This window comes from Halosimplex carlsbadense 2-9-1, from assembly GCF_000337455.1.
Taxonomy (GTDB): Archaea; Halobacteriota; Halobacteria; order Halobacteriales; family Haloarculaceae; genus Halosimplex; species Halosimplex carlsbadense.
Genome location: NZ_AOIU01000018.1, coordinates 1 through 24,982, shown reverse-complemented (window position 1 = coordinate 24,982; position 24,982 = coordinate 1). Strand labels below are relative to the sequence as shown.

The window sequence follows — 24,982 nt, the reverse complement described above, 5'->3', positions numbered from 1 at the left end:
AGGCCTAACCCGCCGGGGCGTGAACCCGTCGGTATGACGCGCCTGGCGCTGATCGCCCACGACGACGAGAAGCCCGAGATGATCGACCTCGCGGAGACCTACGAGTCGCTGCTCTCGACGTTCGACCTCATCGGGACCGGTACCACCGGCAAGCGGGTCGCCGAGGCGACCGGCCTGACGGTCGAACGCAAGGAGTCGGGACCGATCGGCGGCGACGCCCAGATCGCCGCCGAGGTCGCCGAGGACCGGCTCGACGGGATCATCTTCCTCCGGGATCCGCTGACCGCCCAGCCCCACGAGCCGGACATCAGCGCCCTGTTGCGGATCTGCGACGTACACGACACGCCGCTGGCGACGACGCGGACGACCGCCGAGTACGTCCTCAACGGGCTCGCGGCCGACACGGAGACGATGGACTGAGAGAGAACGAGATCGCGGCCGGAGAGGCCGGCCGCGGGCGAAGACGGGGACGGAAGCGAGTGGAGGGCCGACAGCGGGCAGGGGTGGGTTCGGAAGGCACTCCCTGCTACGCACCCCCTATATAAACCCCTTCGCGAGACTCAAACAGCCGTTGTACCTATCGGTCGCGGACGCGGATCGGCCGCGCCGTCGGCGGTTCCCGCGAGGACAAGACCTAACAGCCGGCCGCGCTTCGGGGCGAACATGAACGATTCGTCCCTGCGAGCGCCGGCCGAGACCGCGGTCAGACAGTGTATGGATCTCGGGAGCGAGGAGTCCTGTGCGGTGATCACCGACGAGAAGCGCCAGGCGATCGGCGAGGCGCTGTACGGCGTCGCGAGTGAGATCACCGACGACGCCGCGATCGTCCGCTACCCGCCAGGCGACCAACACGGCGCGGAACCGCCGGAACCCGTCGCGGCCGCGATGGCCGGCGCCGACGTGGTACTCGCACCGACCACGAAGAGCCTGAGCCACACCCAGGCCCGGACCGACGCTAACGACGCCGGCGCCCGAGTCGCGACGCTCCCAGGGATCACCGACGGCGTCTTCCTGATGGGGCTGGACGCCGACTACGAGTCGATCGCAGCCGAGTCCGAGCGCCTGCTCGACCAGGTCGCCGGCTGCGAGCAAGTTCGCGTGACGACCGAACTCGGCACGGACATCACCTTCGAGCTCGGCGACCGCGAGTGGGAACTCGACACCGGCATCGTCCACGAGCCCGGACAGATGTCGAACCTCCCGGCCGGAGAGATATTCGTCAGCCCCACGGACGCGAACGGCCGCTTCGTCGTCGACGGGACGATGATGCCCCACGGGAAGCTCGACGACGGCCAGACGCTCGAATTCGAGGTCGAAGACGGCTACGTCACCGACATCTCTGACGACGCCGTCCGCGCGGACGTGGAGGCCGCGGCCGAGGAGGTGGGCGACGACGCCTACAACCTCGCGGAGCTGGGTATCGGCTCGAACCTCGCCGTCGAGGACCTCGTCGGGTCGGTCCTGCTGGACGAGAAGGCCGCCGGCACCGTCCACATCGCCATCGGCGACGACCACGGCATCGGCGGCGACACCACCGCACCGATCCACTTAGACGGGATACTCACCGGACCGACGGTGTACGCCGACGGGGAGGTCGTCGACCTCCCGTCCGTCGAAGGAGGAACGTAGCGACCCGTGAGGCGGTGAGGCGATCGAACTGCCGTCGTCAGAGTAACGCCACTCAGGCGCTCTCAGCCCCGGTTTCCGCCCGTCCCGTCTCGCCGGGATAGAGCCAGTCCGTCCGGACGAACAGGACGGCGGCGACCGCGAACCACGGGAGGATACCGATCAGGCCCACGGGCGTCGGGCCGACTACGAGGTTGGGGACCGCGGTGGCGAACAGCGTCGCGAGCCCGGCGCTCCCGTTTATCATCGCGTGGCCGACGACCGCGGGGAAGACGCTCGCGCTCCGGAGCGTGATCCACCCGAGGAACACCCCCAATCCAACCGTCGCGACCGTCATGGCGAGCAGCCCGAGCCACGGCGCGCCGGTGTAGTCCAGGCCGTAGTTGTGCCCCATCGCGATGACCGGCCAGTGCCAGACGCCCCAGACGACGCCGTGGACGACCAGCGCCCGCCGCCAGCCCAGCGGTTCGAGCTTCGGTAACAGGTAGGCGCGCCAGCCGAACTCCTCGCCGAAGGTGGCGGCGCTGTTCAACAGCGGTGCGGCCACGAGCGCCTGGACGAGCTGCACCGCGAGGAACGCCGACGGCGAGAGGGGGATCTCCTGACCGGTCTGGGCCTCGACCGTCGCGAGCAGGTCCGCGACCGCCGCCATCCCGCCGAACCGACCCGGGAAGACGAGGAAGTACAGGGCCGCACCGGCGAGGATCAACACTAGCGGCCCGGTCCAGCCAAGAACCCAGGGGAGCGGGCGCGTCCGAACGCGCAGGAGCATCTCGCCGCGGTCGAACCCCTCGTCGGTGAGCCACCGAGTCGCGACGTGGCCGACAGCGGGGCCCCACATGTACGGACCGGCCAGCAGGACCAGCCACAGCGGGATCCCCAGCGCCAGCGTCGGTCCGGCGCCGATACCCCCCAGCGCGTAGATGACGCCCGCCGTCGCCCACGACACCGCGAACGTGACGCCGAGGAAGACGCCGAGGCGGCGTCGCTGGAGCCGTCCGCCCGCACCGGGTTCGGTCCCCCACTCGCCGCTCGAGTCCCCCGACTCTGTTCCCATGTCGCGTTCGTTCGACGCGGACCATCGTGAATATTCGCTCCGTACCGAGTTCACCGAGGTCGAATCCGTCCCCTTCGTCGGGCTCGGACGAGGCGACCGGCCCCGGGAGCGCGCTCGCGAGCCGACTCAGCGGACTTTTACGCGCTGGGGGGCAACGACGGGGTATGACCGAGTCCGCAGAGCGGGTCGCCGTCGCCTGCCCGTCGTGTTCGCCCTCGCTGGAGACCGTGCACGAGGTGCTCACGACCGGCGGCGGCCACGCCACGATCCGCTGTACAGAGTGTGGCCACACCCACAAACAGCAACTGGAATCGACCACCGAGTACGAGCGCGACGTGGTGGTCTCCCAGGACGGCGAATCGTTCACCGCCACCGCCGACGTGCCCGAGGGCGAACAGCTCGCCGTCGGCGAGGAGTTCCTCCTCGACACCGAGGAGGCGATCGTGACCGCCCGGATCACCAGCCTCGAACTCGACGGCGAGCGCCGCGTCGAGGAGACGACCGCCGAGGACGTGGAGACCATCTGGACGCGTGCGGTCGGTAACGTCAGCGTCGCTCTGACGCTGCACCCCAAGGACGGCACCCACGACGAGACGGAATCGATGACCGTCCAGGTGCCCGGCGACTACGAGTTTGTCGTCGGCGAGACCGACGAGCTCGGCGGCGAGGAGTTCACGATCGAGGGGATCCACATCCGCGACGACGCCGTCGGTTACGACTACGACAAGCTCGACTTCGACGGCGACGGCGCCTTCGCGAAGGACATCAAACGGCTGTACGCTCGCGACGAGTCCTCGTCGGCCTGGTCGGCGTGGTAGCGTGACTTCGCGACCGGCCGCGAGCGGCTGACCGAGCGCCTCGACGCGGCCGGCCGCGTCGACGACGAGCCGTCCGCGAGGCCGTCACCGGGTGCGAGCGTCCGGACGAGGCGAATCGGTCCGCGTGATTCATAACTGTCGAGACCCGACCGATCGGCATGGACCCAGCGGTGTTGCGCGACGACATGGTCGACAGCCTGGAACACGAGAGCAAGGGCTGTCTCCGGAGCGAGGCCCTCTCCGTCGCGATGCGAGAGGTGCCCCGCGAGGCGTTCGTCGCGGAGGACCGGGGCGCCTACGCCGACCGACCGTTCGAGCGGCTGGGGACCCGCGTCCTCGCGCCGAGCACCGTCGCCAGACTCCTCGAAGCGCTCGACGTGCGCGAGGGTGACTCTACCCTCGTCGTCGGCGCCGGCGTCGGCTACACCGCCGCCGTCGTGGCCGAGCTCGCTGACGACGAACACGTCCACGCGATCGACATCACGCGCCGGCTGGTCATCGAGGCGAGAGGGAACCTCGCCGAAGCGGGCTACGGCGGCGTACTCGTCGACCGCCGCGACGGCGCCGACGGACTCCCCGAGTACGCCCCGTTCGACCGCATCCTGTTAGAGGCGGCGGCCGTCAGCCCGCCTGCGGCGCTGGTCGACCAACTCGCCGAGGGCGGTCGACTGGTCATGCCCCACGGCGCCGGTGAGCAACACATCGCGGTCGTCGAGGACGGCGAGGTCGCCGAGCGACTCGGCAGCGTCGCCTTCCAGCCCATGCTGGTCGAGGGCGAACAGGCCGACACGGTCGAGCGCAACCGCACCCGCCGCGAGGACCGCGAGTTCGCCCGCCGCAACGCCGAGGGTCGCACCGGCTGGGAGCAGGAGTGGATCGACTGGGACGACGCCGTCCGGCGCTGAGCAGTCGCGACGGCTATCCGCCCGCCACGACCAGCACCTCGGTGTTCCCGCGTTCGTCGGCGTACTGTCCGCCCGCGGGCGGCTTCACGTCGAACTGTATCGTCCCCTCGTCCTGATTCGGACCGAGCGACGGCGACAGCGCCAGCGTCGCGGTCCCGTTCGTATCCGTCCGCGCCGTGGTGACGGAGCCGAGCGTGGCCGTTCCGCCGGTGGCGACGACGGTCGCGTTGGCGACGCGGTCGCCCTGCGGGCCGACGACCTCGACGGTGACGTCGGTGCTGGCCTCGTCGATCACCTCTGGCGTCGGTTTCACGTCGAGTTCGGTGACGCCGAGCGTCTGGATGCCGCCGAGCGTGTTCATCATCACGCTCAGGCTGGCGACCCCGACGACCAGGGCGATGACGAGTCTGATGGGCAGTCCCTCGATGGCGCGTTCGTCTCCCGCGAGCGCTCTTGGCTCCATGGGCGGCTCTGGTCCCGTTTCCGGTCATAAACGCTCGTGCGAAGGTTTTCCACGGAGCGGGCGGCCAACTTCGCGGCCGTCGATCCCCGGTCGGTCGAACGGCGGTCCGCGAGCGTCGAATGGAAACACACGAGTAGCGGCCGACAGTCGGTCGGGGCGAATGGCCGACGACCACGCGTTGACCCGTCTGGAACCGCTCGTCCTCATCGCCGTGGGCGGATTCGCGGGTGCGGCGTTGCGGCACGCGGTGGCGCTCGCGCTCCCCGGCGCGTTCCCGTGGGGGACGCTCGCCGCCAACGGCCTCGGGAGCTTCGCGCTCGGGGTCGTCCTGTACGAGCGCCACTTCGCCGACGCCCTCAGCGCGGAGACGCGGCTGGTCGTCGGCACCGGGTTCCTCTCTTCGTTCACGACCTACAGCACGTTCGCCGTCGAGACGACGCAACTGGCGGGATCGGCGGGACCGGCTCTGGCGGGATCGGCCGGACCGACGCTGGCGGCCGCCAACGTCGCCGCGAACTACGCGGTGGGTCTGGCGGGCGTCCTCTGTGGCCGCTGGCTCGCGAGGTGGGCGTCGTGAACCCGGTCGTCCTCGTCGGCCTCGGCGGCGTCGCGGGCGCGCTCGCCCGACACCTCCTCGGCGAGCGCATCGACGCCCGTACCGGCGACACGCTGGCGGTGAACGTTCTGGGGAGCTTCGCGCTCGGGGCGCTCCTGGCGGCGCCGGTCGGGGACGCCGCGGTGCTCGCGCTCGGGACCGGGTTCTGCGGCGCGTTCACGACGTTCTCGACGTTCGCCTTCGAGACGGTCCGGCTGTTCGAAACCGGCCAGCGCCGCCGAGCGCTGGGCAACGCGGCGGTCAACCTGGTCGGCGCGCTGGCGGCCGTCTGGGTGGGGTCGACGCTCGCGTCGGCGGTGTGGTGACCGGCGAAAACGGGACGGCACGGCGACCGAACGTGGCCGTCGACCGGTCGGGCTACTCGCTGAGCGCGTAGAGTGTGCCGTCCTGGCTGCCGATGTAGACGCGACCGCCGGCGAGGATGGGTGCGGCCTCCTCGATGTTGTTGCTCGTGGCGAACGACCACTCCAGGTCGCCGGTGTCGGCGGTGACGGCGTAGACAGTGCCGTCGCGGGCGCCGACGTAGACGGTGCCGTCGGCGACGACCGGCGGGGCGGTGACGCCGCCGCTGGGTTCGGTGACCCGCCACAGTTCCCGGCCGTCGCTGACATCGAAGGCGAACAGCGTCCCGCCGCGAGTGCCGGCGAACACGCGGTTCTCGGTGACGGCCGGCGTCGCCGCGAACGCATCCCCTCGGGAGACCTCCCAGCCGGTGCTACCGCGGACGTTGACCTGCGTGATCCTGTTGTTCTCGCTGGTGACGAACAGGCGCCGGTCCCGGTGGGCGACGCCGTTTGCGCTGGCGCCGAGGTCGGTCGTCCACTCGAGACCCCCCGAGGCGGAGACGGCGTACAGTTCGTGGTCGGCGCTCGTCGCGTAGACCGTGCCGTCGGCGTAGACTGGCGGGGCGGTGATCGCGCCGTAGGTGTTCTGGTCCCACTCCAGGCCGCCGTCGAGGGCGTCGAACTTGTAGAAGCGGCTGCTGGTCGACCCGACGTAGACGCCCCGGTCGACGACGGCGGGCGCCGTGTAGTCCTCGGTCGATCCAGGGTCCCACTCCCAGAACACCGAACCGTCGTCGGTGTTCAGCGCGTAGAACACGCCGTTGGTCGTCCCGACGTAGACGAACCCGCGGTCGACCGCCGCCGCGCTGGTAACCGGCGCGGTCGTGTCCTTCGACCACTTCGTCTCGCCGGTGACGGGGTTCAGCGCGTGGAACGACCCGTCGTCGTCGCCGGAGCCGCCCGCGCCGATGTACAGCGTCCCGTCGGCCAGGACCGGCGTCGCGTTCACCGCGTCCTGGTCGAACTCCGTGCGCCAGTCGACGGTGACGCTCTCGTGTGGACCGATCGCCGCCGAGTGGTGACCCCAGCGTTCGTCGTTGCGCATGACGGTCGGCCACGACGCGAGCGACGACGCGTCCGGCGTCGCTGTCGCCGTCGGCTCCGGCGTGTCCGTCGGCGTGGCCGTCGGTGTGTCGGTCGGTTCCGCCGTGTCGGTCGGTGTCGCCGCGGTCGGCGCGTCGGTCGGCGTGTCCGTCGGCGTCTCTGTGCCCGCGTCCCCCGGTGTCGTCGTCGCGTCGCCGTCCGAGCCACAGCCGCTCAGCCCGGCGGCCGACGCGCCCAGCACGGTCGCCAGGAACTGACGACGACTCGCCCGATTCCGTGCCATGGCCGGGCTATCGGTAAACTGCGGCATATGTCCTTGGGTTCGTTCGATCCCGACCCGCCGCCGTCGGCTCCCCGCCGAGCCGACCGCACCGCTCGGCGCCCCGATTTTGTGTGCAAAGGTTTCGCATACCAATAGACCTATATGCAGGTGTGGTATAGCATAGCATGTATGGCGTCCGCACCGAGCACCGACGACATGTTCGACGAGTTCCTAACCGATCGTGGACACGACGTCGAGGAAGCGGGCTGGGAAGAGAACTACAACAAGAAGCAGTGCCCCGACTGTGGAGGACTCCACGACTCGGCCGCCACAGACTGCTCGGTATGCGGCTGGTCCCCAGCGTAACGTCGCCTGAACACGTTTCTCCGCGGTTTCGCCGTCCGTAGCTCAGCGACCGCGAGCGCACCGAAGGCTTTCAACGCTTGTTGTTGACTGCGGTCGCTGTCCCTCAACTTCCTTTCGCCCCAGCACAACCAGAAACCACTGCTACACTCGCACGCGGATCGACCGCTGCGTCCGAGTGGCCACGCAACTCTTGAGGGGTCGACGCGTAGGCCCCGATCATGGCGGACTCGCCGCTCAAACAGCGGTTCGTGCTCGACACGTCCGTGTTCATCACCGAGGCGATTCGCGACGACGGCCAGGGCCTGGAAGGGGCGTGTCTCGAACTGCTGGAACTCGTCGCCGACGCGAAGCTCGCGCTGAACATCTCCTGTTACATGCCGCCGACGATCGACGAGGAGCTGACCCAGATGCTTCGCGACCGGGACGTGGACGAGGAGGTGTTCGCCAAACTGGACACCTGGATCATCACGAAGGCGCCCGCGCGCTACGAGGTGCAGGTCCCGGCTCACATCGTCTACCAGTTCGTCGACGAGATGTCCGACCGGGTCAACCGCGGCCTGCGCGTCGCCGAGAAGGCCGTCCGCGAGGCCGAACAGTCCTCGACCGACACCGTCGACGACCACGACCACATGACCGAGGTCGACAGGGTCATCTCGGACCTGCGCGACGAGTACCGCCGCGCGCTCCGCCAGGGCGTGCTCGACTCCCGCGAGGACTTCGACCTCCTCATCTTGGCGCGCGAGCTGGAGGCGGGCGTCGTCACCGAGGACCAGGGCATCGTCGGCTGGGCCGACGACTTCGGCCTGCGATACCTCCCGGGCCGGAACTTCCCGGCGCTGTTGCGCGAGTACCTCGTCGCCAGCGGGCACGAGGACTACGTGAACGTGAACTGATCCGCCCTGGGCCCGCGGCGGCTGCCGAGGAGAGGCCCGCGTTCGGGCGTAGCCGTGGCCGTCGAACAGTCGGACACCGCTCAGTACGAGTTCAACACGATCGAGAGGGCGTACAGCAACGCGAAGAACACGCCGAGGCCAGCGAGGAACGCGACGACCGTCCTGACGACTGACGACCCGGTGAACCCCGACACTTCCTCCGCCTCCTCGGTCCGGCTGGCCGCTTCGCTCTTGGCCACCGCGTCTGGGGCACTCGCGCCGGTGGCCTTCGATCCGGTCCCCCTGTCGCCGGTATCTTCGCCGCCGGTTCCGTCCATACGACTACGACATAACTGCGCGGCGATAAGTCTTCTGCGCCGGGGGGAGACCGACCGCGCGCCTCGACCGGAGAGAGGTGGATTGATACGCGGGGGTGACCTACCGGCGGGCAATGGCCGACGAGGACAGCGACGACGGGACGGCAGCGGTCGAGGGCCCGCTCTGGACCGAGACGCACGCCCCGGCGCTCGGCGACCTGCCACAGCCGAACGTCCGCGAACACCTCCAGAGCGTCGTCTCCGAGCCGATGAACCTGCTCGTCCACGGGCCGAAGGGCGCCGGCAAGACCGCTGCGGTCCGCGCGCTGGCCGCCGAACTCCACGACGACCCCGAGGCCGATCTCGTGGAGATCAACGTCGCCGACTTCTTCGACATGACGAAAAAGGAGGTCAGCGAGGACGACCGGTTCTCACGGTTCATCGACAGCAAGCGCCGCCGGGAGTCCTCGAAGGCGGACCTCATCAACCACGTCCTCAAGGAGTCGGCGAGCTACCAGCCGGTTTCGGGCAACTACAAGACGGTCCTGCTGGACAACGCCGAGGGCGTCCGCGAGGACTTCCAACAGGCGCTCCGTCGGGTGATGGAGCAGTACTACGAGGCGACGCAGTTCGTCATCGCGACCCGCCAGCCCTCGGCACTGATCCCGCCGATCCGCTCGCGGTGTTTCCCCGTCGCCGTCCGCAAGCCGACCCACGACGAGACCGTCGCCGTGCTGGAGGACATCGTCGACGCGGAGGGCGCCGACTACGACGACGAGGGCATCGAGTACGTCGCGGGCTACGCCGACGGTGACCTCCGGGAGGCGATCCTGGCCGCCCAGACCACCCACGAACAGGAGGGCGAGATCACGATGAACACCGCCTACGAGGTGCTGGGGTCGCTGGGCGCCGACGAGCGGGTCCAGGAGATGGTCACCGCCGCCGAAGCCGGCGAGTTCACCGACGCCCGGAAGACGCTGGACGACCTGCTCGTCGACGAGGGCCACAGCGGCGAGGAGGTGCTGGAGGACGTGTTGACCGTCGCCCGTTCGCGGTACTCCGGTGCCGCCCTGGCGCGAGTCCACCGGCTGGCCGGCGAGATCGACGTCGACCTGCACGAGGGCACGAACGACCGCATCCACGTCTCGCATCTGCTTGCCGAACTCGGCGAGATGCACACGTAGCGGGCCAGTTTTCGAAGCGGGCGGCCCTCACTCGACCACGATCTCGAAGCGGGCGCCGCCGCCTTCGCTCTCGGTCACCGAGACCGTCCAGCCGTGGGCGTCGACGATCTCCGAAACGATGCCGAGCCCGAGCCCGGTTCCGTCGTCGCTCGTGGTGTGGCCCAGCTCGAATATCTCGTCGCGCTCGGATTCGGGGATGCCAGGGCCGTCGTCCTCGACGAAAAAGCCCCGTCCGTCGGGCAGGTCGCCGACGCGGACGGTCACGTCTGACGGGCCGTGGTCGACCGCGTTCCGGAAGCAGTTCTCGAACAGCTGGCGGAGCCGCGAGGGGTCGGCCGCGAGCGCGAGGTCGCCGTCGACGGCGAACGTCGCCGCCGGCGCGTCGGTCGTCGTCCACGCCTCCTCGGCGACGGCGGCGAGGTCGACGACTTCGGTCTCCTCGACGGCCGTGCCCTCGCGCGCGAGCGTGAGCATGTCGTCGACGAGGTCCGACATGCGGTCGACCGACCGCCGCATCGGCTCGACCTGGTCGGCCAGCGACTCCCCGTCGGCCAACGCACCGTCGTCGACGGCGCTCTCTTCGAGATGGCTCAGTCGCCCGTCGAGCACCTGGATCGGGTTCCGCAGGTCGTGGCTGACGATGCTCGCGAACTCTTCGAGCCGTTCGTTCTTCCGCTCGAGTTCGCGCTTGCGCCGGCGGCGCTCGGTCACGTCGCGCATCACCACCGCGACGTTGCGTCGCTCGTCGAGGATCATCGGCTTGACGTTCGTCTCGGCGTAGCGCCGCTCGCCGTCGGGCCGCTCGACGACGACCGTCTCCGTCCGTTCGTCCAGCGCTTCGTCGGTCACCGCGTCGTCGAGGGTCGCGTTCGGTCCGGTCTCGACCGCGTCGTCGGTCCCGTCGTCGACCGCCGCCTCGCGGAGGTCCTCCGGCGGGTCGTCGCCGCCGGTCCAGTCGGCGGCGTCGGTCTCGCTCTCCGCCGCGAGTACCCGTTCGATCTGTGACTCGATCTGGTCTCTGGTCGCCGGGGGGAGCGCGTCGAGTTCGGCGATGTGTCGCCAGTGGATATCGTCGCGGTCGACGCCGAACTCCTCGCAGAGGGCGTCGTTGACGTAGATGATGTGCCCCTCCGAGAGCACCAGCGCCGGGTCGGGCGTCGCGTGAAAGAGCGAGGCGAACCGCTCCTCGGCGCGCTCATACGAGCGGGCCAGATCCGTCGACAGCGACCGCCGCGAGAGGAGGTTCTCCAGCCGCCGGAAGAGGACGGCCTTCTCGACGGGGATCTGGACCACGTCGTCGACGACGTACAGCCCGTCGATGCTCTCCCAGCTCTCGGGGTCGAGCCCCTCGCTCAGCGGCTCCTCGGTCACCAGCACGACCGGCGCGAACACCGGGTCGGCGCGGTCCTTCCACGTCCGCAGTCGCTCGCGGTTGGCGGCGAACCCCTCCGGGTCGACCAGACAGAGGTCCGTGGCGGCGAACGGTCCCTCGCCGTCGCCGCCCCCGGCGGTTCCCTCGTCGTCGAGACCGCTCAGGACCTCGTAGGTGTCGCCGAGCCACTCGGCGAGCAGCTCGCGGTTTCGGTCGTGGGCCACGAGCACGCGGACGCGGTCGGGCGGGCCGTCGGTACTCGACACCGTCACTCCTCCGCGTCGACGAACTCCGGCGCACCGCGGAGGACCCCGCGCAACCCGGTCAGCGGGTCGCCGACCGCGATGCCGTCCTCGGTGATCCGGAACTCCCGGAGCGTGCGTTCGAAGTCGCCGACGCGCTTTTTCAGGACGCCCGCGACCTTCCGGAGTTCCCCCTCCATCTCCAGATAGGAGAGGAAGACGACGTTGTCGGCGAGGTAGCTGATACCGGAGTTGGTCGCCTGGAAATCGCCGGTGACGGTGTCGATCTCGTCGACCAGGATCACCGTGACGCCCATGTTCTTCAGGTACCGCCCCAGCGCGTGGAGTTCGCGGACCAGGTCGTCGTCCTCGCCCTGCATCGAGAGCTTGTAGCCCCGGGCGCCGTCGATCATGACGACGCGCGTCTCGTGCTCCTCGACCTCGCGACGGACTCGCTGGGCGAACTCCTGGGGCGAGGTCGTCAGCGGTTCGACCGCCTCGACGACGAGGGCCCCCTCCTCGCGCAGCGACGATATCGGCATGCCGACGGCCTCCGAGCGGTGTTCGAAGGTGTCGACCGACTCCTCCAGCAGGAAGACCGCCGAACGCTCGCCGCGGTCGGCCGCCTCGCGGAGGAACTGGGTGCCCGTGGTCGTCTTGCCGACCCCAGTGGGACCGCTGACGACGGTGATCGTCCCGCGCTCGATGCCGCCGCCGAGCAGCTCGTCGAACGCGGGGATGCCCGAGGGGATGGGTTCGGTGTCGAAGCCGACGCCGTGAGCCGACGGGACCAGTTGCGGGTAGACGTGGACGCCGTCGCCGTGGATGGCCATCCCGTGGGGACCGGCCCGCTTGTCCGACGCGCGGAACTTCGGGACGGTCAGCCGGCGGCGGTCGTTCTCGTAGGCGAGCTCGACGATGCCGTCGCTCATGAACTGCAGGTCGTCGTCCGGGGCGTCGGGAGTCGTCTGGGAGGTGAAGAGGACCGTCGCGTCGTGCTCTTCGAGGAATCGGGTAAAGGAGATGATCTGCTTGCGGAACTGGTAGTCGTCGCCGGTCAGGTAGCGAAACTGCGTGACCGGGTCGACGAACACCCGGTCGGGGTCGCGCTCGGCGACGCGCTCGGCGATCTGCTCGGTGAGGTCGTCGCCCTCGACTTCGTCCGCCCCGAAGACGCTGTAGGACTGGTCCTCGGCGAAAAAGTCCGAGGAGGGCGACAGGTCGAGCACGTCCACACCGTCGAGCGAGAAGCCCAGCGACGCGGCGTTGGCGCGCACGTCGGCCTCGTCCTCTTCGAGGTTGATGAACAGGCTCCGCTCGCCGGCCGCGGCGCCCGCCGAGACGAAGTGGAAACCGAGGATGGTCTTGCCCGACCCCGGCTGCCCGCGGACGAGGTAGCTCCGTCCCTCGATCAGCCCCCCCTCTAGCACTTCGTCGAGGCCGGACACCCCGGTTGTCACCCGCGCGAGTGAAGGAACGTCTGCAGTCATTGGAAGCGTATTCGACCGTGCCCGTATCAACCTACCGCGCACATTTCGGATCCTGATACCGAGTAACCGGACCGCCGCGGCGGTCCGGTCGACTCACGAGCGGTCCCGTTCTAACCCGTGGCGGACGCTCCGGAGGACGCTCACGCCGGAGCCGCCGAGTATCAGGACCCAGAACGCGACCGCGACGACGGCCTCGAACTCGCCCGGCGGCGCACGAGCGACGTCGACGACCAGCCACACGGCGAGCGCGAGCGCGCCCACGCTGAACAGCACTAACCCGGCCAGTACTGGCCGGGTTCGGGCGATCCGGTGGAAGAATTCCCGGGCCCGGTCCGAAACGTACGGGACCAGCAGCAGGAGCGCCGTGGCGCTGTAGAGCGCGACCGGACCCCAGCCGCCGGCGTCGGTGACACCGCCGAGAAAGAGCGTGTCGTACGCGCCGAGCGCGGCGGCGAACGCCGCGAGCAGCCCCGCTATCAGTCGTGAGTGCCGTCGGTCGGGCACGCTCGAACTCTCGGCCGGACGTGATAAACGAGTGTCAATTCGGCCGTCGTCTCGACCCCGTATCCGTACTCGTTCGGGTCAGGGCGTCGGTTCGGGCGTCGATCGGTGACGGTTCGGGCCGTGTACTCGGTCCGCGGCGGGCGCGGCCGCTACTGGCGGGTTCGAAATCCTTTTACCCGCTTCGGGGGGAGTATTGGGCAACGAACCATGGACATCGACATCATCGAGGAAGACGAGAACCCGATGTTGCATCGGACGGACGTGCGCTTCGAGATGACCCACGACGAGGCGACGCCCTCGCGGCTCTCCGTGCGCGACTCGCTGGCGGCCAAGCTCAACAAGGACGCCGAGGAAGTCGTCGTCCACGAGCTGGACACCAAGTTCGGCATGCGCAAGACCGTCGGCTACGCGAAGGTCTACGACGACGCCGACTACGCCCGCGACGTCGAGCAGGACCACATGCTCGAACGCAACAAGATCGTCGCCGACGAGGCCGAAGAGGCCGAGGAGGCCTAGATGCCCCGCCACGAGTTCTACGACGAGGACGGCACCACCGACCGCGAGCAGTGTCCCCGCTGTGGCGACACCTTCCTCGCCGACCACGGCGACCGCAAGCACTGTGGAAAGTGCGGCTACACCGAGTGGGAGTAGGCCCCGACTTCTCCGCCGTTTTCACCGCCGCGTAGCGCCCCGTTCGTTCGTCTCGGAGCCGCTCTCCTGCCGGTCGGCGCTCGACAGAAAATTGATAGCCGAGACGCCGGACGTTCCGTTCGAATGACCGGTCCATCCACGCGAGAGCGAGCGTCCGGCGGCGGCTCGACGGTTCGGGGCGTCGGACATTGATCGGGACCACCGGAGCGGCGTCGACACCGTACCTTTGAGTGACACATTCATCACGCCGGCACTCCAAGGTCGAACGGGGAGACACCCAATGGCAAACTTCGACGGTAAGACAGCGATAGTGACGGGGGCGAGCGGCGGCATCGGCGAGGCGGCGGCGAAACGGTTCGCCGAGGAAGGCGCGTCGGTGGTCGTCGCGGACCTGAAGATCGAGGAGGGAGAGGCGACCGTCGCGGACATCGAGGACGCGGGCGGGGAGGCGACGTTCGTCGAGACGGACGTGAGCGACCCCGCCGACGCCGGCGCGATGGTCGACGCTGCGGTCGACGAGTACGGCGGGCTGGACTTCGCGTTCAACAACGCCGGTATCGAGGGCGAGCGCGCGGCGACGAGCGACCAGCCGGTCGACAACTTCGAGCGAGTGATCGGCGTGAACCTGAAGGGCGTGTTCCTCGGGATGCGCGCGGAGATCCCGGTCATGCTCGAAGACGGAGGCGGGGCGGTCGTCAACACGTCGTCGATCGCCGGACAGGTCGGGTTCCCGGAGATCAGCCCCTACGCCGCCAGCAAGTTCGGCGTGATCGGACTGACCAAGACCGCGGCGCTGGAGTACAGCGGCGAGGGCGTCCGCGTCAACGCGGTGTGTCCGGGCGTCATCGACACGCCGATGGTCGCACAGTCGCGCGAGGACGATCCCGAGTCCATCGAGCAGGCCACCGCCGCGACGCCGGTCGGACGGCTCGGCGAACCCGAAGAGATCGGCGACGCCGCCGTCTGGCTCTGTTCCGAGGACGCGTCGTTCGTCACCGGCGAGGCGATGACGGTCGACGGCGGATACACGAGTCAGTAGCCGCCGGCCGTCCCGGACGGACCGGTGCGGTCGGCCCAGACCGAAGTGGTCTTTTCGCTGGCCGGCCGACCCGGGAACGAGCGATGGTCTCGACCGCATCGGAGTCCGACGATATCCGGCGCGTCCTCGGCATCGAGGGGACCGCCTGGGCGGCCAGCGCCGCCGTCTACGAGGTCGAGACCGACGACGTGTTCATCGAGAGCAACCCCTACCAGCCGGAGAGCGGCGGCATCCACCCCCGCGAGGCCGCCGAGCACATGAGCGAGGCCGTCCCGAGCGTCGTCGAGACGGCACTCGCCGAGGCCCGCGAGCGGGCGGCCGAGGAGGGTCGCAACGCCGACGCCGCGCCCATCGACGCCGTGGCCTTCTCCCGCGGTCCCGGTCTCGGCCCGTGCCTGCGGATCGTCGGGACGGCGGCCCGGGCGGTCGCCCAGCGCTTCGACGTGCCGCTGGTCGGGGTCAACCACATGGTCGCCCACCTGGAGGTCGGTCGCCACTACTCGGGCTTCGACCGACCGGTGTGTCTCAACGCCAGCGGCGCTAACGCCCACGTCCTCGCCTATCGGAACGGTCGCTATCGCGTGCTGGGCGAGACGATGGACACCGGCGTCGGCAACGCCCTGGACAAGTTCACGCGCCACGTCGGCTGGTCTCACCCCGGCGGGCCGAAGGTCGAATCACACGCGAGAGACGGCGAGTACGTCGACCTACCGTACGTCGTCAAGGGGATGGACTTCTCCTTCTCGGGGATCATGAGCGCGGCGAAAGACGAGTACGACTCGGGAACGCCGGTCGAGGACGTGTGTCGCGGCCTGGAGGAGACCGTCTTCGCGATGCTGACGGAAGTGAGCGAGCGGGCGCTGTCGCTGACCGGCCGCGAGGAACTCGTCCTGGGCGGCGGCGTCGGCCAGAACGACCGCCTCCAGGGAATGCTCCGGGAGATGTGCGAGCAACGCGGCGCCGAGCTGTACGTTCCCGAGGACCGGTTCCTGCGGGACAACGCCGGCATGATCGCGGTGCTGGGCGCGAAGATGGCCGCCGCGGGCGACACGCTCGCGGTGGCGGAGTCGGCCATCGACTCGGACTTCCGGCCCGACGAGGTGGCGGTGAGCTGGCGGGCCGACGAGTCCGAGCCGGCGCCCGCGCCTGCGACGCGCGTCGACGCCGGTGACGCGGCCGAACAACGGGGCGCCGAGGCGACCGTCTCGATCGAGGGCGACCGGGTCGTCAAACGGCGAGTGCCCCGCTCCTATCGCCACCCCGCGCTGGACGAGCGACTGCGCCGCGAGCGGACGCGGATCGAGGCGCGGCTCACCAGCGAGGCGCGCCGCTGTGGCGTCCCGACGCCGCTCGTGCTCGACGTGGACACCGCCGAGTCGACGATCGGCTTCCAGCGCGTCGGCGACCGCGACCTCGACGCCGAACTGACCGTCGACCGGGCCCGGGCGGTCGGGCGATACCTCGCGACGATCCACGACGCCGGGTTCGTCCACGGCGACCCGACGACGCGGAACGTCCGCGTCGGCTCGGGCGACGGAGACGCGGACCGCGTCTTCCTCATCGACTTCGGCCTCGGCTACCACACGGGCCACGAGGAGGACCACGCGATGGACCTGCACGTCTTCGCCCAGAGCCTCGCCGGGACGGCCGACGACGCCGATCGGTTGCAGGCGGCCGCCGAGGAGGCCTACCGCGCGACCAGCGAGCGCGACGGGACTGTACTCGACCGCCTCCGGGCGATCGAGGGACGGGGCCGGTACCAGTGACTGACGGGGTCACGCCGGGTCGTGTGGGCGGGCGTTTACCCCGACCGACCGCGTTCCTGTTGTCCGACACCAATGAGTTTTAAATAGTCGTCGGCGAACATACGAACACTATGGACCGACCACTGGTGGTCTACGACGACGAGAACACGGAACTGCTCGAGGAGGCAGGGGAGATCGCGTCGGGCGTCGACGCCAAGCTGATCGTCCTCTCGCTGATGACCGCGGACGAGTTCAGGGAGGCCCGCGAGGCGCTCGACGTGGTCGCCCAGGAGGAACACACCGCATACGACGACAGCGTCGTCATCGACGCGGCCAAGAAACAGGCCCGCGAGACGGCCAAGGACATGTTCGACGACGATGTCGACTACCGCGTCATCGGGGCGCGGATCGGCGACGGCGAGAGCGAGGCCGACCGCATCCTCGAAGTCGCCGACGACAACGGGGTCGACCACGTGTTCATCACGGGTCAGAAGCGCTCGCCGACCGGGAAGGCTGTCTTCGGCGACCGCGTCCAGTCGATCATTCTCAACTTCGACGGTCCGGTGACGAGCCTGCTCGCCTGACAGGCGGGAGCCTGCTCGGCTAACGGAAGACTTACTCCGTCCGGCACGCTGGCCGGACACGATGGACGACCAGCAGCCCTGGCGGCGGCGGACCCTCCTCCGGCACGCCGGGACGAGTGCGCTCGCACTGGCGACGCTCGGCGCCGCCGGCACCGGCGCCGCATCGACAGTCCCCGAGAGCGGCGCGCCCGGCGACCGCTCGGACGACCAGAGCGGCCGCGCCGGCGCTGATTCCGGCCCTTCGGCCGCGCTTGCCCTGCAATCGACCGGGTCGGCCGGGCCGACGCGGTGGCCGCAGTTCCAGGCGGACCCGGTCAACAGCGGGTTCACGGACGCGCTCGGCCCCGCCGAGGCGTCGACCGCCTGGACGTTCGACACCGGTTCGACCGGTCGGGCGACGGTCACGGCGACGGCGGCGACGGGGACGCCCGCCGGCGGCGTCTCCGACGACCCGACCGACAACGTCGTCTCCTCGCCCGCGGTCGCCGACGGCACCGTCTACGTCGGCAGCAACGACGGCCACCTCTACGCCATCGACGCCGCGAGCGGCGAGGAGGAGTGGGCCTACGGGACCGGGTCGGGTCCCGACTCCAGGGAGGAAGTGATGTCCTCGCCCGCGGTCGTCGACGGCACCGTCTACGTCGGGAGCCACGATTCCCGGCTTCACGCCGTCGACGCCGACAGCGGCGAAGCGGAGTGGACGTTCGAGACCGACGGTGCCGTCTTCGCCTCGCCGACCTACCGCGACGGGACGCTCTACGTGGGCAGCCAGGCGGGGACGATGTACGCGGTCGACACGGCCGGCGAGGAGGTCTGGAGCGCGTCGGTCGCCGACCGCGTCGACTCGACGGCGGCCGTCATCGACGGGACGGTGTACGTCGGTCGCTGGAACGGCGACCGCACCGGCAGCGTCGTCGCGCTCGACGCCGCCAGCGGGGAGGAAATCCGGACCTACGCGGCCCGCGGCGAGGTCGCCTGCTCGCCGACGGTCCGCGATGGCGTCGTCTACTTCGGCGATTACACCGGCGTGATCTACGCCGTCGACACCGGCACGGCCGAGCTCGTCTGGGGCCGCCAGCTCGGCGGGCCGGTGCTCTCCTCGCCGGTCGCCGTCGAGGGAACCGTCTACGTGGGGAGCTTCGGCGAGAGCTTCTGGGCGCTCGACGCCGCCAACGGCGACATCGAGTGGTCCTACGCGACGGGCGGCCGGATCTACAGCTCGCCCGCAGTGACCGACGACACCGTCTACGTCGGCAGCCAGGACGCGAGCCTCTACGCGATCGACCGCGAGAGCGGGCAGGAGCGGTTCGCCGTCGAGACCGACGGCGACGTGCTCTCCTCGCCCGCGGTGACCGCCGGCGCCGTCTTCGTCGGTAGCAGTGACAGCTTCGTCTACGCCCTCGGCGACCCGTCCGGCGGCGAGTCCGTGAGCGCGACCCCGCCCGGCGGGAGCGACGGATCGCCGTCCGGGACCGACGGCCCCGACGGGACTACGTCCGGTGACGGCCCCGGCTTCGGCGCCGTCGGCGCGCTGACCGGGCTGGGCCTCGGCGCCTGGCGTCGGGTGCGGGCCGGGAGCCCCGAGGCCGGACCGGACGCGGACGACTGACGGCGGGGCGGCCGGTCGCGGTCGGAATCCCGATCTGGCAGGATCGATCGACGTTCCGGACCGATTGCGCCGCGACCCCGGCGCGGTCCCGCCGCTTGCGGTGGAAAACGACTTAACGGGGCCGCCCGTATCCTGGCACATGGTCGACAAGCCCACTTCGGGTTCGCTGTTCGGCATTCCGTACAACTTCGAGCAGCCCAGTCTCAAGCGGATGCTCTCGACGTACTGGCAGCCCGGCGAGGGAATGCTCGTCGAGAAGCCCTTCGGCGTCGGCTACACGCTCAACCTCGCCTCCTGGCGTTCGTGGGTCGTCCTCGCCGTCGCCGGGGCGCTGTGGTGGCAGCAAAACCAGAGCGCCGGCGAGGCGGAGTTCGACGACGAAGCCGACGAGGACCCGGTCGAAGTCGTCGTCGAGGACTGACGCCCTTCTGCGGTTCGTTCGCGTCCGCGACCGACGGACAACCGCGTCCCGATCGACGCGACTTTGCCCGCCCGAGCGTAGCCTTCGGGTATGACCGTCACGTTCGTCACCACGAATCCGGGGAAGGTCAACGAGGCCCGGGAGTACCTCGCCGAACCGGTCGAACAGCTCGATTTCGACACGCCGGAGATCCAGCACGCCGACCTGGGCGCTATCGCCGCCCACAAAGCGCGGGCGGCATACGAGCACACCGACGAGCCGGTGTTCGTCGACGACGCCGGCCTGTTCGTCGACGCCTTCGACGGGTTCCCCGGCCCCTACTCCTCGTACGTCCACGACACCGTCGGCGTCGAGCGCGTCTGGCGACTCACCAGCGAGGAGGACGACCGCGCCGCCAGTTTCCGCGGCGTCGTTGCCTACTGCGACGGCGAGGACTTCGAAGCGACGCCCGAACCGGTCGACCGCGATGACCGCCGCGGCCAGGACCTCTCGGCCGACGAGCGCGCCGCGGCGACGACCGACGAGCAGGTCCGGACGGACGAGGGGGACGGCGAGGCGCCCCCCGTCAAACTCTTCTACGGCGTCGTCCCGGGCGAGATCGTCGCGCCGCGCGGCGACGGCGGCTTCGGCTACGACCCCATCTTCGAGTACGACGACCGCACCTTCGCCGAGATGGACCCCGACGAGAAGAACGCCGTCTCCCACCGCGGCCGGGCGCTGGCGAAGTTCGCCGACTGGCTCGCCGAGCGCGACACGACGGAGTGAGCGGCGGCCGGGCCGCCCGGCTCCGCGCCGCCGCCGGCTACGCCCGCGGGTCCCGGTCGGGACCGGGATATTCTCCGCCTTCGACCGCTTCGTACAACGATTCGGCGTCGAAGACGGTCGCGAAGGCCCGCGGGGACCTGACGCTCGTCTCGACGCGACCGCGGATCGCCGCGCCCGCGGCGGCCGACCCGAGAGAGTCGTCGAAGCTGAGGACGTGCATCGCGCCGCCGTGCAGCGCCGAGGCCAGCGCCGGATGGTCCCCCTCGGGATGGTCGACTGGCTCCCGGAGCGCCTCGACTCGCTCGCGCCAGTCGACTGCGATTTCGGGGTCGGCCAGGTCGGCGATCACCGCCTCGGCGTCGTCGAGTAACGGGTCGCTGGCGACGAGCGTGACCCACGAGTGGACTCGGACGGCGTCGAGCGCGTCGCGGGCGTCGCCGCCGACGAGCAGGTCCGCCGCGAGCACGTCGGCGTCGGCGACGATCCGGGCGGGACTCGACTCTGTCACGGCACCTCACCCGACTCCGCTCGACGGTCCCGAAGCGCCGACCGTACCGCCTCGCTCGTCACTTCGTAGCCGGCGGCGCGGTCGAAGAGGTCGTCCCACGTCATGCCCGAGTCGACGGGTCTCGGGCGGGTAAAACGTGTGGGTCGTCCCCGCGACTGGCGTCGGTCGACCACACAACCCGGCGTCAGCCGCTCGTCTGACGGGGCTTTACGTCGACCGGTGGCGGATGGTCAGGCGGGCGCGCAGCGACGGCCTCGTTTCCCATCCTCCCCACGGCGCGCCCACCTATCCATTCCAAGGCGCCCGGCGACCGCGGCCACGCGGTCGCATCGTTTCCGCGACGCCGAGCCCCGGCGCTGTCGGACAGTGACGACATCGATAGTATGACCGCCAGCGACGGTCCTCTCAGGCGGCGGCCGCCTCGTCGCCGCGGAGGAACGCCCGGATCTCGGGAAGGTCGGCGGGCGCGGCCATCAGCGCCACGTCGTCCCCCGCCTCGATGGCGGTCTGGGGCAGCGGGATCTCCATCGGGGCGTCCGCCCGGCCGTGCGCGTAGATGTGTGCGTCGCCCTGCAGGTCCACCTCGACGACGCGGCGGCCGATCAGCGGCGACCCCTCGGGGATGGTAACCGTCGCCACGGAGAGTTCCTCCGTCAGGTCGGCGAGGACGTTGAAGTCGCCGCCCAGCAGCGCGGTCTTGGCGCCGGCGGCGCCCAGTCGCTCGGGGTAGATGATCTCGTCGACGTCCTCGGCGTACTTCTCGTAGATCTCCTGGCGGTAGTCCTCGTCGATGCGCAGGGCCGTCCGCAGTCCGTGGTGTTTGCCGAGCATGCACGCCGAGAAGTTGGTGTTGAGATCGCCCGTCAGCGCGCCGACCGCGTCGGCGTCGGCGATACCGGCCTCCATCAGCGTGGACTCGTCGGCGCCGTCCCCCTCGACGACGGTGAACCCCTCCTCGCGGGCGCGTTCGACCTTGTTCGGGTCGTTGTCGACGATCACGAGGTCGTGGCCCTCGCTCTGGAGGATGCGAGCGGTCCGCATCCCGACGCGACCGAATCCGACGATGACGAACTTCATGAGGTACGGTACCACGTCCGGCCACAAAACTGTGTTCCCGTTCACCGCGGCCTCGCGGCGGGGTCGCCGCCCGTCGAATCGACCCCCTCGCCGTCGGCCGCGTCCGGACGGTCGGTCCCGAAGCGCGCGACGGCGACGCCCGCGACCGCCGCCACCGTCGCGACCGCGGCCGTCGAGAGGAGTCGCCCCGGGACCGCGACGGCGAGCGCGGCGAGGCTCGACCCGGACGGAGTCGCCGCGAGGACCGCCGTCGCCGGCAGCCAGGCGACCCAGAAGCCCGCGAAACCGCCGAGCACGACGACGGCGGCGAACCGCCGCGAGGGGGCCTCGACGCCGAGGCGGCGGACCGCGAGATAGCCGAGTGCCAGGCCGCCCGCGAGGAGGACGAGGTCCGAGGCGAGTCGGGTGAGCTGGAGGTAGGTGACGAGTGTCGACCCGATCGACCAGCTCTGCGGGAGGAACGCCGGGAGTCCGACGCCCTCGGTCGTCGCCACCAACACGTCGACCGCCGCGTCCAGCGCGACGCCGAGCCCGGTCACGACCGCCGCGGCCGGACCGAGCGAAAGCGACCGCCGAACCGACGGCGCGCTGGCGGGGTCGGGCCGGCCGAGCGACGCCAGCCCCGCCCCGGCGAGCGCGCTCACCGCGACGAAGCCCGGGACACCGACCAGCGCCGTCGCGGCGGTCAGGACCGTATCGAACGGATTCCCGCCATCGCCGGCGACCAGCACCAGGACGGTCAGGACGACCGCGCCCGCGCCGCCGGCCAGCACCGCGCCGACGTAGCGGAGATACGATTCGAACACGTCGCGGTGACCGGCCTCCCGGTAGCCGAGCGCGAGCGCGCCGGCCAGCACCGCGGTCGTACCGACGACGCTCCCGGCCTGCAGGTAGACGGTCGCGGTGAACTCGGGCGGTCCGAGGCTCGGGAGCCAGTCGGGGACCCCGCCGGCGAGGACGGCCGACGGCGCGTACAGCACGGCGAACGCGAGCGCCGACAGGCCGGCCGGGAGGGCCACGGTGCGGAGGGCACGTCGCATGGCGGCGCTTCGGGCGTCCGAGGCAAAAAAGTAGCGCGTTCGACAGGATCGATCCGCCTCCGTGGCACCCAAGGGCGTCGCGGGCCAACGGTCGAATATGGCACGGCAGATCACCGTCACTGGCATGAGTTGCGGCGGCTGCGAACAGTCGGTCGAGGACGCGCTGGAAGCTATCGGGGGCGTCGAGTCGGCGACGGCCAACCGGGAGACCGAGACGGCGACCGTCGAGGGCGACGCGGACACCGACGACCTCCTCGCCGCGGTCGAAGACGCCGGCTACGAGGCGTCGGCCTGAGAAGAGCGGACGTTTCGCAGACGGGACCGGTCAGTCGTCGAGCGCGACCGACGCGAGCAGCGCTTCGAGCTGGATGCGCTCGTTGGCGCCGGTCGTGATCCGGTACTCCGTCTCGCCGATGCGGTCGAGCAGGCGAACGGCGGCCTCGTCGTCGAGGTCGAACTCCCACACCGAGCGGTGCAGCTGGTCGATCACGTCGCCGCCGGCGATGCCCTCCTCGGTCAGCAGGCGGTCGAGCGTCGACCGCGCGGCGGTGAAGTCGCCGGCCAGCGCCTGGTCGACCATCTCCTTGATCTCCTCGGGCTTGGCGGTCGAAGTGAGCGCGTAGACGGCCTCCTCGTCGACCACGTCGCCCGTCACGGAGGCGGCCTGCAGTGCGTTGATCGCCTTGCGCATGTCGCCGTCGGCGGCGTAGACCAGCGCGTCGAGGCCGTCGTCGGTGAACTCGATACCCTCCTCGCCCGCGATGTGGCGCATCTCCTCGGCGACCGCCTCGTCCGACAGCGGTGCGAAGCGAAAGACCGCACACCGGGACTGGATCGGGTCGATGATCTGGCTGGAGTAGTTACACGAGAGGATGAAGCGGACGTTGTTCGAGAACTGTTCCATCGTCCGACGGAGCGCTCCCTGCGCGTCGGAGGTGAGCGCGTCGGCCTCGTCGAGAAAGATGATCCGGTACTCGTAGCCGCCGAAGGAAGTCCGCGCGAAGTTCTTGATGCGGTCGCGCACCACGTCGATGCCGCGCTCGTCGGAGGCGTTGAGTTCGAGGAAGTTGTCCCGCCAGTCGTCGCCGTACAGTTCGCGTGCGATGGCCGTCGCGCTGGTCGTCTTCCCGATACCGGCCGGGCCCGAGAACATGAAGTGGCTGAGGTCGTTGCGGTCGACGTAGCTCTGGAGGCGCTCGACGATGTCCTCCTGTCCGACGATCTCGTCGAGGGTCTGGGGGCGGTACTTCTCGATCCAGACCTCTTCACGTCCCGCCCGCGACCCCGAGTCCGTGTCGGCCTCGCTCATGCCCGGAGGGTAGCGACCGCCGCCCGTAAACCTACCGAGTGGCCCCCGACCGGCGACCGCGTGAAAGCGCCTAGCAATTATCTGGCTGACATCTTTATCGCCTCGTCGGGCGTAGAATCGGGCGATGAAGCGAATAGCAACGGCCGTCGTGGTACTGATCGTCGTCCTGTCGGTGCTACCCGGGGTGGCGGCCGCCGCGACGCGAACGGGTGGGACCGTCGTCGTCGGGGCGGGCGAGACCGTCGACGAGGACCTGCAGGCGTTCGGCGGGACCGTCGTCGTGCGGGGGACGGTGAACGGCGACCTGCAGGCGTTCGGCGGGTCGGTCGTCGTCGAGGGCACCGTGACCGGCGACGTGGAAGCCACCGCCGGGAGCGTCCAGATCCTGGGCGAGGTCGGCGGCGACGTGACCGCCGCGGGCGGCGCCGTCGATATCGGCGACGGCGCGCAGATCGACGGCGCACTCGAAGCCGGCGCCGGGAGCATCGCCGTCGACGGGACGGTGCTGGGCGACGCGCGCCTCGGCGCCGACACGATCCGTCTCGGTGACGACGCCCGGATCGGCGGCGATCTGACCTACGACGGCGACCTCGTGCGTGCTGACGGTGCCGTGGTCGACGGGGCCGTCACCCTGGACGAGGGGATGAACGTCGGCGCGAACGAGGACTTCGCGATCCCCGGGGCAGTATTCACAGTCTACGGGGTGTTCGTCGCGCTGCTGGAGACTCCAGATCGGAAGAGCGTCGTGTAGG

General features: G+C 70.1%; 29 protein-coding genes. 18 read left to right on the top strand and 11 right to left on the bottom strand.

All coding sequences use genetic code 11. From position 1 onward, the window contains the following. Window positions 1-33: 33 nt before the first annotated feature. Both C475_RS07665 and C475_RS07660 read left to right on the top strand, forming a co-directional pair. Window positions 34-420 carry a methylglyoxal synthase gene (locus C475_RS07665; RefSeq protein ID WP_006883240.1) on the top strand — a complete coding sequence of 129 codons (387 nt, stop codon included), beginning with the start codon at window positions 34-36 and terminating at the stop codon, window positions 418-420. Window positions 421-663: 243 nt separating this feature from the next. Continuing rightward, window positions 664-1,629: an aminopeptidase gene (locus C475_RS07660; RefSeq protein ID WP_006883239.1), complete on the top strand. Its 966-nt coding sequence runs from the start codon at window positions 664-666 to the stop codon at window positions 1,627-1,629. A 52-nt stretch (window positions 1,630-1,681) separates the two neighbouring features. Here C475_RS07660 and C475_RS07655 read toward each other — a convergent pair whose 3' ends face one another. Then, window positions 1,682-2,683: a CPBP family intramembrane glutamic endopeptidase gene (locus tag C475_RS07655; RefSeq protein WP_006883238.1), complete on the bottom strand. Its 1,002-nt coding sequence runs from the start codon at window positions 2,681-2,683 to the stop codon at window positions 1,682-1,684. A 164-nt stretch (window positions 2,684-2,847) separates the two neighbouring features. On the opposite strand from C475_RS07655, the gene C475_RS07650 reads away from it, so the two are divergent. Together C475_RS07650 and C475_RS07645 are read left to right on the top strand one after the other, a co-directional pair. Continuing rightward, the gene (locus tag C475_RS07650) at window positions 2,848-3,501 is read left to right on the top strand and encodes an HVO_0476 family zinc finger protein (protein ID WP_006883237.1); all 654 of its coding nucleotides are present in this window, start codon (window positions 2,848-2,850) and stop codon (window positions 3,499-3,501) included. A 158-nt stretch (window positions 3,502-3,659) separates the two neighbouring features. Then, on the top strand, window positions 3,660-4,406 hold the full coding sequence (locus C475_RS07645) for a protein-L-isoaspartate O-methyltransferase family protein (protein WP_006883236.1): 747 nt from the start codon (window positions 3,660-3,662) through the stop codon (window positions 4,404-4,406). Between the two features lie 13 nt (window positions 4,407-4,419). Here C475_RS07645 and C475_RS07640 read toward each other — a convergent pair whose 3' ends face one another. After that, on the bottom strand, window positions 4,420-4,869 hold the full coding sequence (locus C475_RS07640) for a DUF7382 domain-containing protein (protein WP_006883235.1): 450 nt from the start codon (window positions 4,867-4,869) through the stop codon (window positions 4,420-4,422). A gap of 160 nt (window positions 4,870-5,029) precedes the next feature. Here C475_RS07640 and C475_RS07635 point away from each other — a divergent pair, with 160 nt between their 5' ends. After that, window positions 5,030-5,446 carry a fluoride efflux transporter FluC gene (locus tag C475_RS07635; protein ID WP_006883234.1) on the top strand — a complete coding sequence of 139 codons (417 nt, stop codon included), beginning with the start codon at window positions 5,030-5,032 and terminating at the stop codon, window positions 5,444-5,446. After that, window positions 5,434-5,790 (top strand): fluoride efflux transporter CrcB, encoded by a 357-nt coding sequence (gene crcB, locus C475_RS07630; RefSeq protein WP_006883233.1) that lies wholly within the window; start codon window positions 5,434-5,436, stop codon window positions 5,788-5,790. Before C475_RS07635 ends, crcB begins: the two co-directional genes overlap by 13 nt. Before the next feature lie 52 nt (window positions 5,791-5,842). Here crcB and C475_RS07625 read toward each other — a convergent pair whose 3' ends face one another. After that, window positions 5,843-7,156: an outer membrane protein assembly factor BamB family protein gene (locus tag C475_RS07625; RefSeq protein WP_006883232.1), complete on the bottom strand. Its 1,314-nt coding sequence runs from the start codon at window positions 7,154-7,156 to the stop codon at window positions 5,843-5,845. A 168-nt stretch (window positions 7,157-7,324) separates the two neighbouring features. On the opposite strand from C475_RS07625, the gene C475_RS24290 reads away from it, so the two are divergent. Further along, window positions 7,325-7,501, top strand: coding sequence for an HVO_0416 family zinc finger protein (locus tag C475_RS24290; RefSeq protein WP_006883231.1), 177 nt, complete (start codon window positions 7,325-7,327; stop codon window positions 7,499-7,501). A gap of 218 nt (window positions 7,502-7,719) precedes the next feature. After that, window positions 7,720-8,394 carry an RNA ligase partner protein gene (locus C475_RS07620; protein WP_006883230.1) on the top strand — a complete coding sequence of 225 codons (675 nt, stop codon included), beginning with the start codon at window positions 7,720-7,722 and terminating at the stop codon, window positions 8,392-8,394. Between the two features lie 80 nt (window positions 8,395-8,474). On the opposite strand, the gene C475_RS07615 is transcribed toward C475_RS07620, so the two are convergent. Continuing rightward, a complete protein-coding gene (locus C475_RS07615) occupies window positions 8,475-8,711 on the bottom strand; it encodes a hypothetical protein (protein WP_006883229.1) in 237 nt (78 codons plus the stop codon). 113 nt (window positions 8,712-8,824) lie between these two features. On the opposite strand from C475_RS07615, the gene C475_RS07610 reads away from it, so the two are divergent. Further along, window positions 8,825-9,874 (top strand): AAA family ATPase, encoded by a 1,050-nt coding sequence (locus C475_RS07610; protein WP_006883228.1) that lies wholly within the window; start codon window positions 8,825-8,827, stop codon window positions 9,872-9,874. A 27-nt stretch (window positions 9,875-9,901) separates the two neighbouring features. Here the strand turns inward: C475_RS07610 and C475_RS07605 are convergent, their stop codons facing one another. From C475_RS07605 to C475_RS07595, 3 genes are all read right to left on the bottom strand, one after another. Beyond that, window positions 9,902-11,512, bottom strand: coding sequence for a sensor histidine kinase (locus C475_RS07605; RefSeq protein ID WP_152436349.1), 1,611 nt, complete (start codon window positions 11,510-11,512; stop codon window positions 9,902-9,904). Between the two features lie 2 nt (window positions 11,513-11,514). Continuing rightward, complete coding sequence (locus tag C475_RS07600; protein WP_049930275.1) at window positions 11,515-12,978, bottom strand: ATPase domain-containing protein; 1,464 nt, start codon at window positions 12,976-12,978, stop codon at window positions 11,515-11,517. Window positions 12,979-13,071: 93 nt separating this feature from the next. Beyond that, the gene (locus tag C475_RS07595; RefSeq protein WP_006883224.1) at window positions 13,072-13,482 is read right to left on the bottom strand and encodes a hypothetical protein; all 411 of its coding nucleotides are present in this window, start codon (window positions 13,480-13,482) and stop codon (window positions 13,072-13,074) included. Window positions 13,483-13,689: 207 nt separating this feature from the next. Between C475_RS07595 and C475_RS07590 the strand changes: the two genes are divergently transcribed. From C475_RS07590 to C475_RS07555, 8 genes are all read left to right on the top strand, one after another. Next, window positions 13,690-13,998: a 30S ribosomal protein S24e gene (locus C475_RS07590; RefSeq protein ID WP_006883223.1), complete on the top strand. Its 309-nt coding sequence runs from the start codon at window positions 13,690-13,692 to the stop codon at window positions 13,996-13,998. Then, a complete protein-coding gene (locus tag C475_RS07585; protein WP_006883222.1) occupies window positions 13,999-14,133 on the top strand; it encodes a 30S ribosomal protein S27ae in 135 nt (44 codons plus the stop codon). Between the two features lie 280 nt (window positions 14,134-14,413). Continuing rightward, entirely contained in the window at window positions 14,414-15,172 is a 759-nt protein-coding gene (locus C475_RS07580) for a glucose 1-dehydrogenase (RefSeq protein ID WP_006883221.1), read from the top strand. Window positions 15,173-15,255: 83 nt separating this feature from the next. Further along, window positions 15,256-16,938 (top strand): bifunctional N(6)-L-threonylcarbamoyladenine synthase/serine/threonine protein kinase, encoded by a 1,683-nt coding sequence (locus C475_RS07575; RefSeq protein WP_006883220.1) that lies wholly within the window; start codon window positions 15,256-15,258, stop codon window positions 16,936-16,938. Between the two features lie 110 nt (window positions 16,939-17,048). Further along, window positions 17,049-17,501 (top strand): universal stress protein, encoded by a 453-nt coding sequence (locus C475_RS07570; protein ID WP_006883219.1) that lies wholly within the window; start codon window positions 17,049-17,051, stop codon window positions 17,499-17,501. Between the two features lie 61 nt (window positions 17,502-17,562). Next, window positions 17,563-19,110 (top strand): beta-alanine-activating enzyme beta-propeller domain-containing protein, encoded by a 1,548-nt coding sequence (locus C475_RS07565; protein WP_006883218.1) that lies wholly within the window; start codon window positions 17,563-17,565, stop codon window positions 19,108-19,110. A gap of 139 nt (window positions 19,111-19,249) precedes the next feature. Then, window positions 19,250-19,531 carry a DUF5808 domain-containing protein gene (locus C475_RS07560; protein ID WP_006883217.1) on the top strand — a complete coding sequence of 94 codons (282 nt, stop codon included), beginning with the start codon at window positions 19,250-19,252 and terminating at the stop codon, window positions 19,529-19,531. Between the two features lie 90 nt (window positions 19,532-19,621). Next, on the top strand, window positions 19,622-20,296 hold the full coding sequence (locus tag C475_RS07555) for a non-canonical purine NTP pyrophosphatase (RefSeq protein WP_006883216.1): 675 nt from the start codon (window positions 19,622-19,624) through the stop codon (window positions 20,294-20,296). A gap of 37 nt (window positions 20,297-20,333) precedes the next feature. Here C475_RS07555 and C475_RS07550 read toward each other — a convergent pair whose 3' ends face one another. From C475_RS07550 to C475_RS07540, 3 genes are all read right to left on the bottom strand, one after another. After that, entirely contained in the window at window positions 20,334-20,804 is a 471-nt protein-coding gene (locus C475_RS07550) for a DUF7384 family protein (protein ID WP_006883215.1), read from the bottom strand. 405 nt (window positions 20,805-21,209) lie between these two features. Continuing rightward, window positions 21,210-21,881: a potassium channel family protein gene (locus tag C475_RS07545; RefSeq protein ID WP_006883214.1), complete on the bottom strand. Its 672-nt coding sequence runs from the start codon at window positions 21,879-21,881 to the stop codon at window positions 21,210-21,212. Window positions 21,882-21,922: 41 nt separating this feature from the next. Continuing rightward, window positions 21,923-22,921: a hypothetical protein gene (locus tag C475_RS07540; RefSeq protein ID WP_006883213.1), complete on the bottom strand. Its 999-nt coding sequence runs from the start codon at window positions 22,919-22,921 to the stop codon at window positions 21,923-21,925. Between the two features lie 97 nt (window positions 22,922-23,018). Between C475_RS07540 and C475_RS07535 the strand changes: the two genes are divergently transcribed. Beyond that, on the top strand, window positions 23,019-23,216 hold the full coding sequence (locus tag C475_RS07535; protein WP_006883212.1) for a heavy-metal-associated domain-containing protein: 198 nt from the start codon (window positions 23,019-23,021) through the stop codon (window positions 23,214-23,216). A gap of 30 nt (window positions 23,217-23,246) precedes the next feature. On the opposite strand, the gene C475_RS07530 is transcribed toward C475_RS07535, so the two are convergent. Then, window positions 23,247-24,230, bottom strand: coding sequence for a replication factor C small subunit (locus C475_RS07530; RefSeq protein ID WP_006883211.1), 984 nt, complete (start codon window positions 24,228-24,230; stop codon window positions 23,247-23,249). Between the last annotated feature and the right edge of the window lie 752 nt (window positions 24,231-24,982).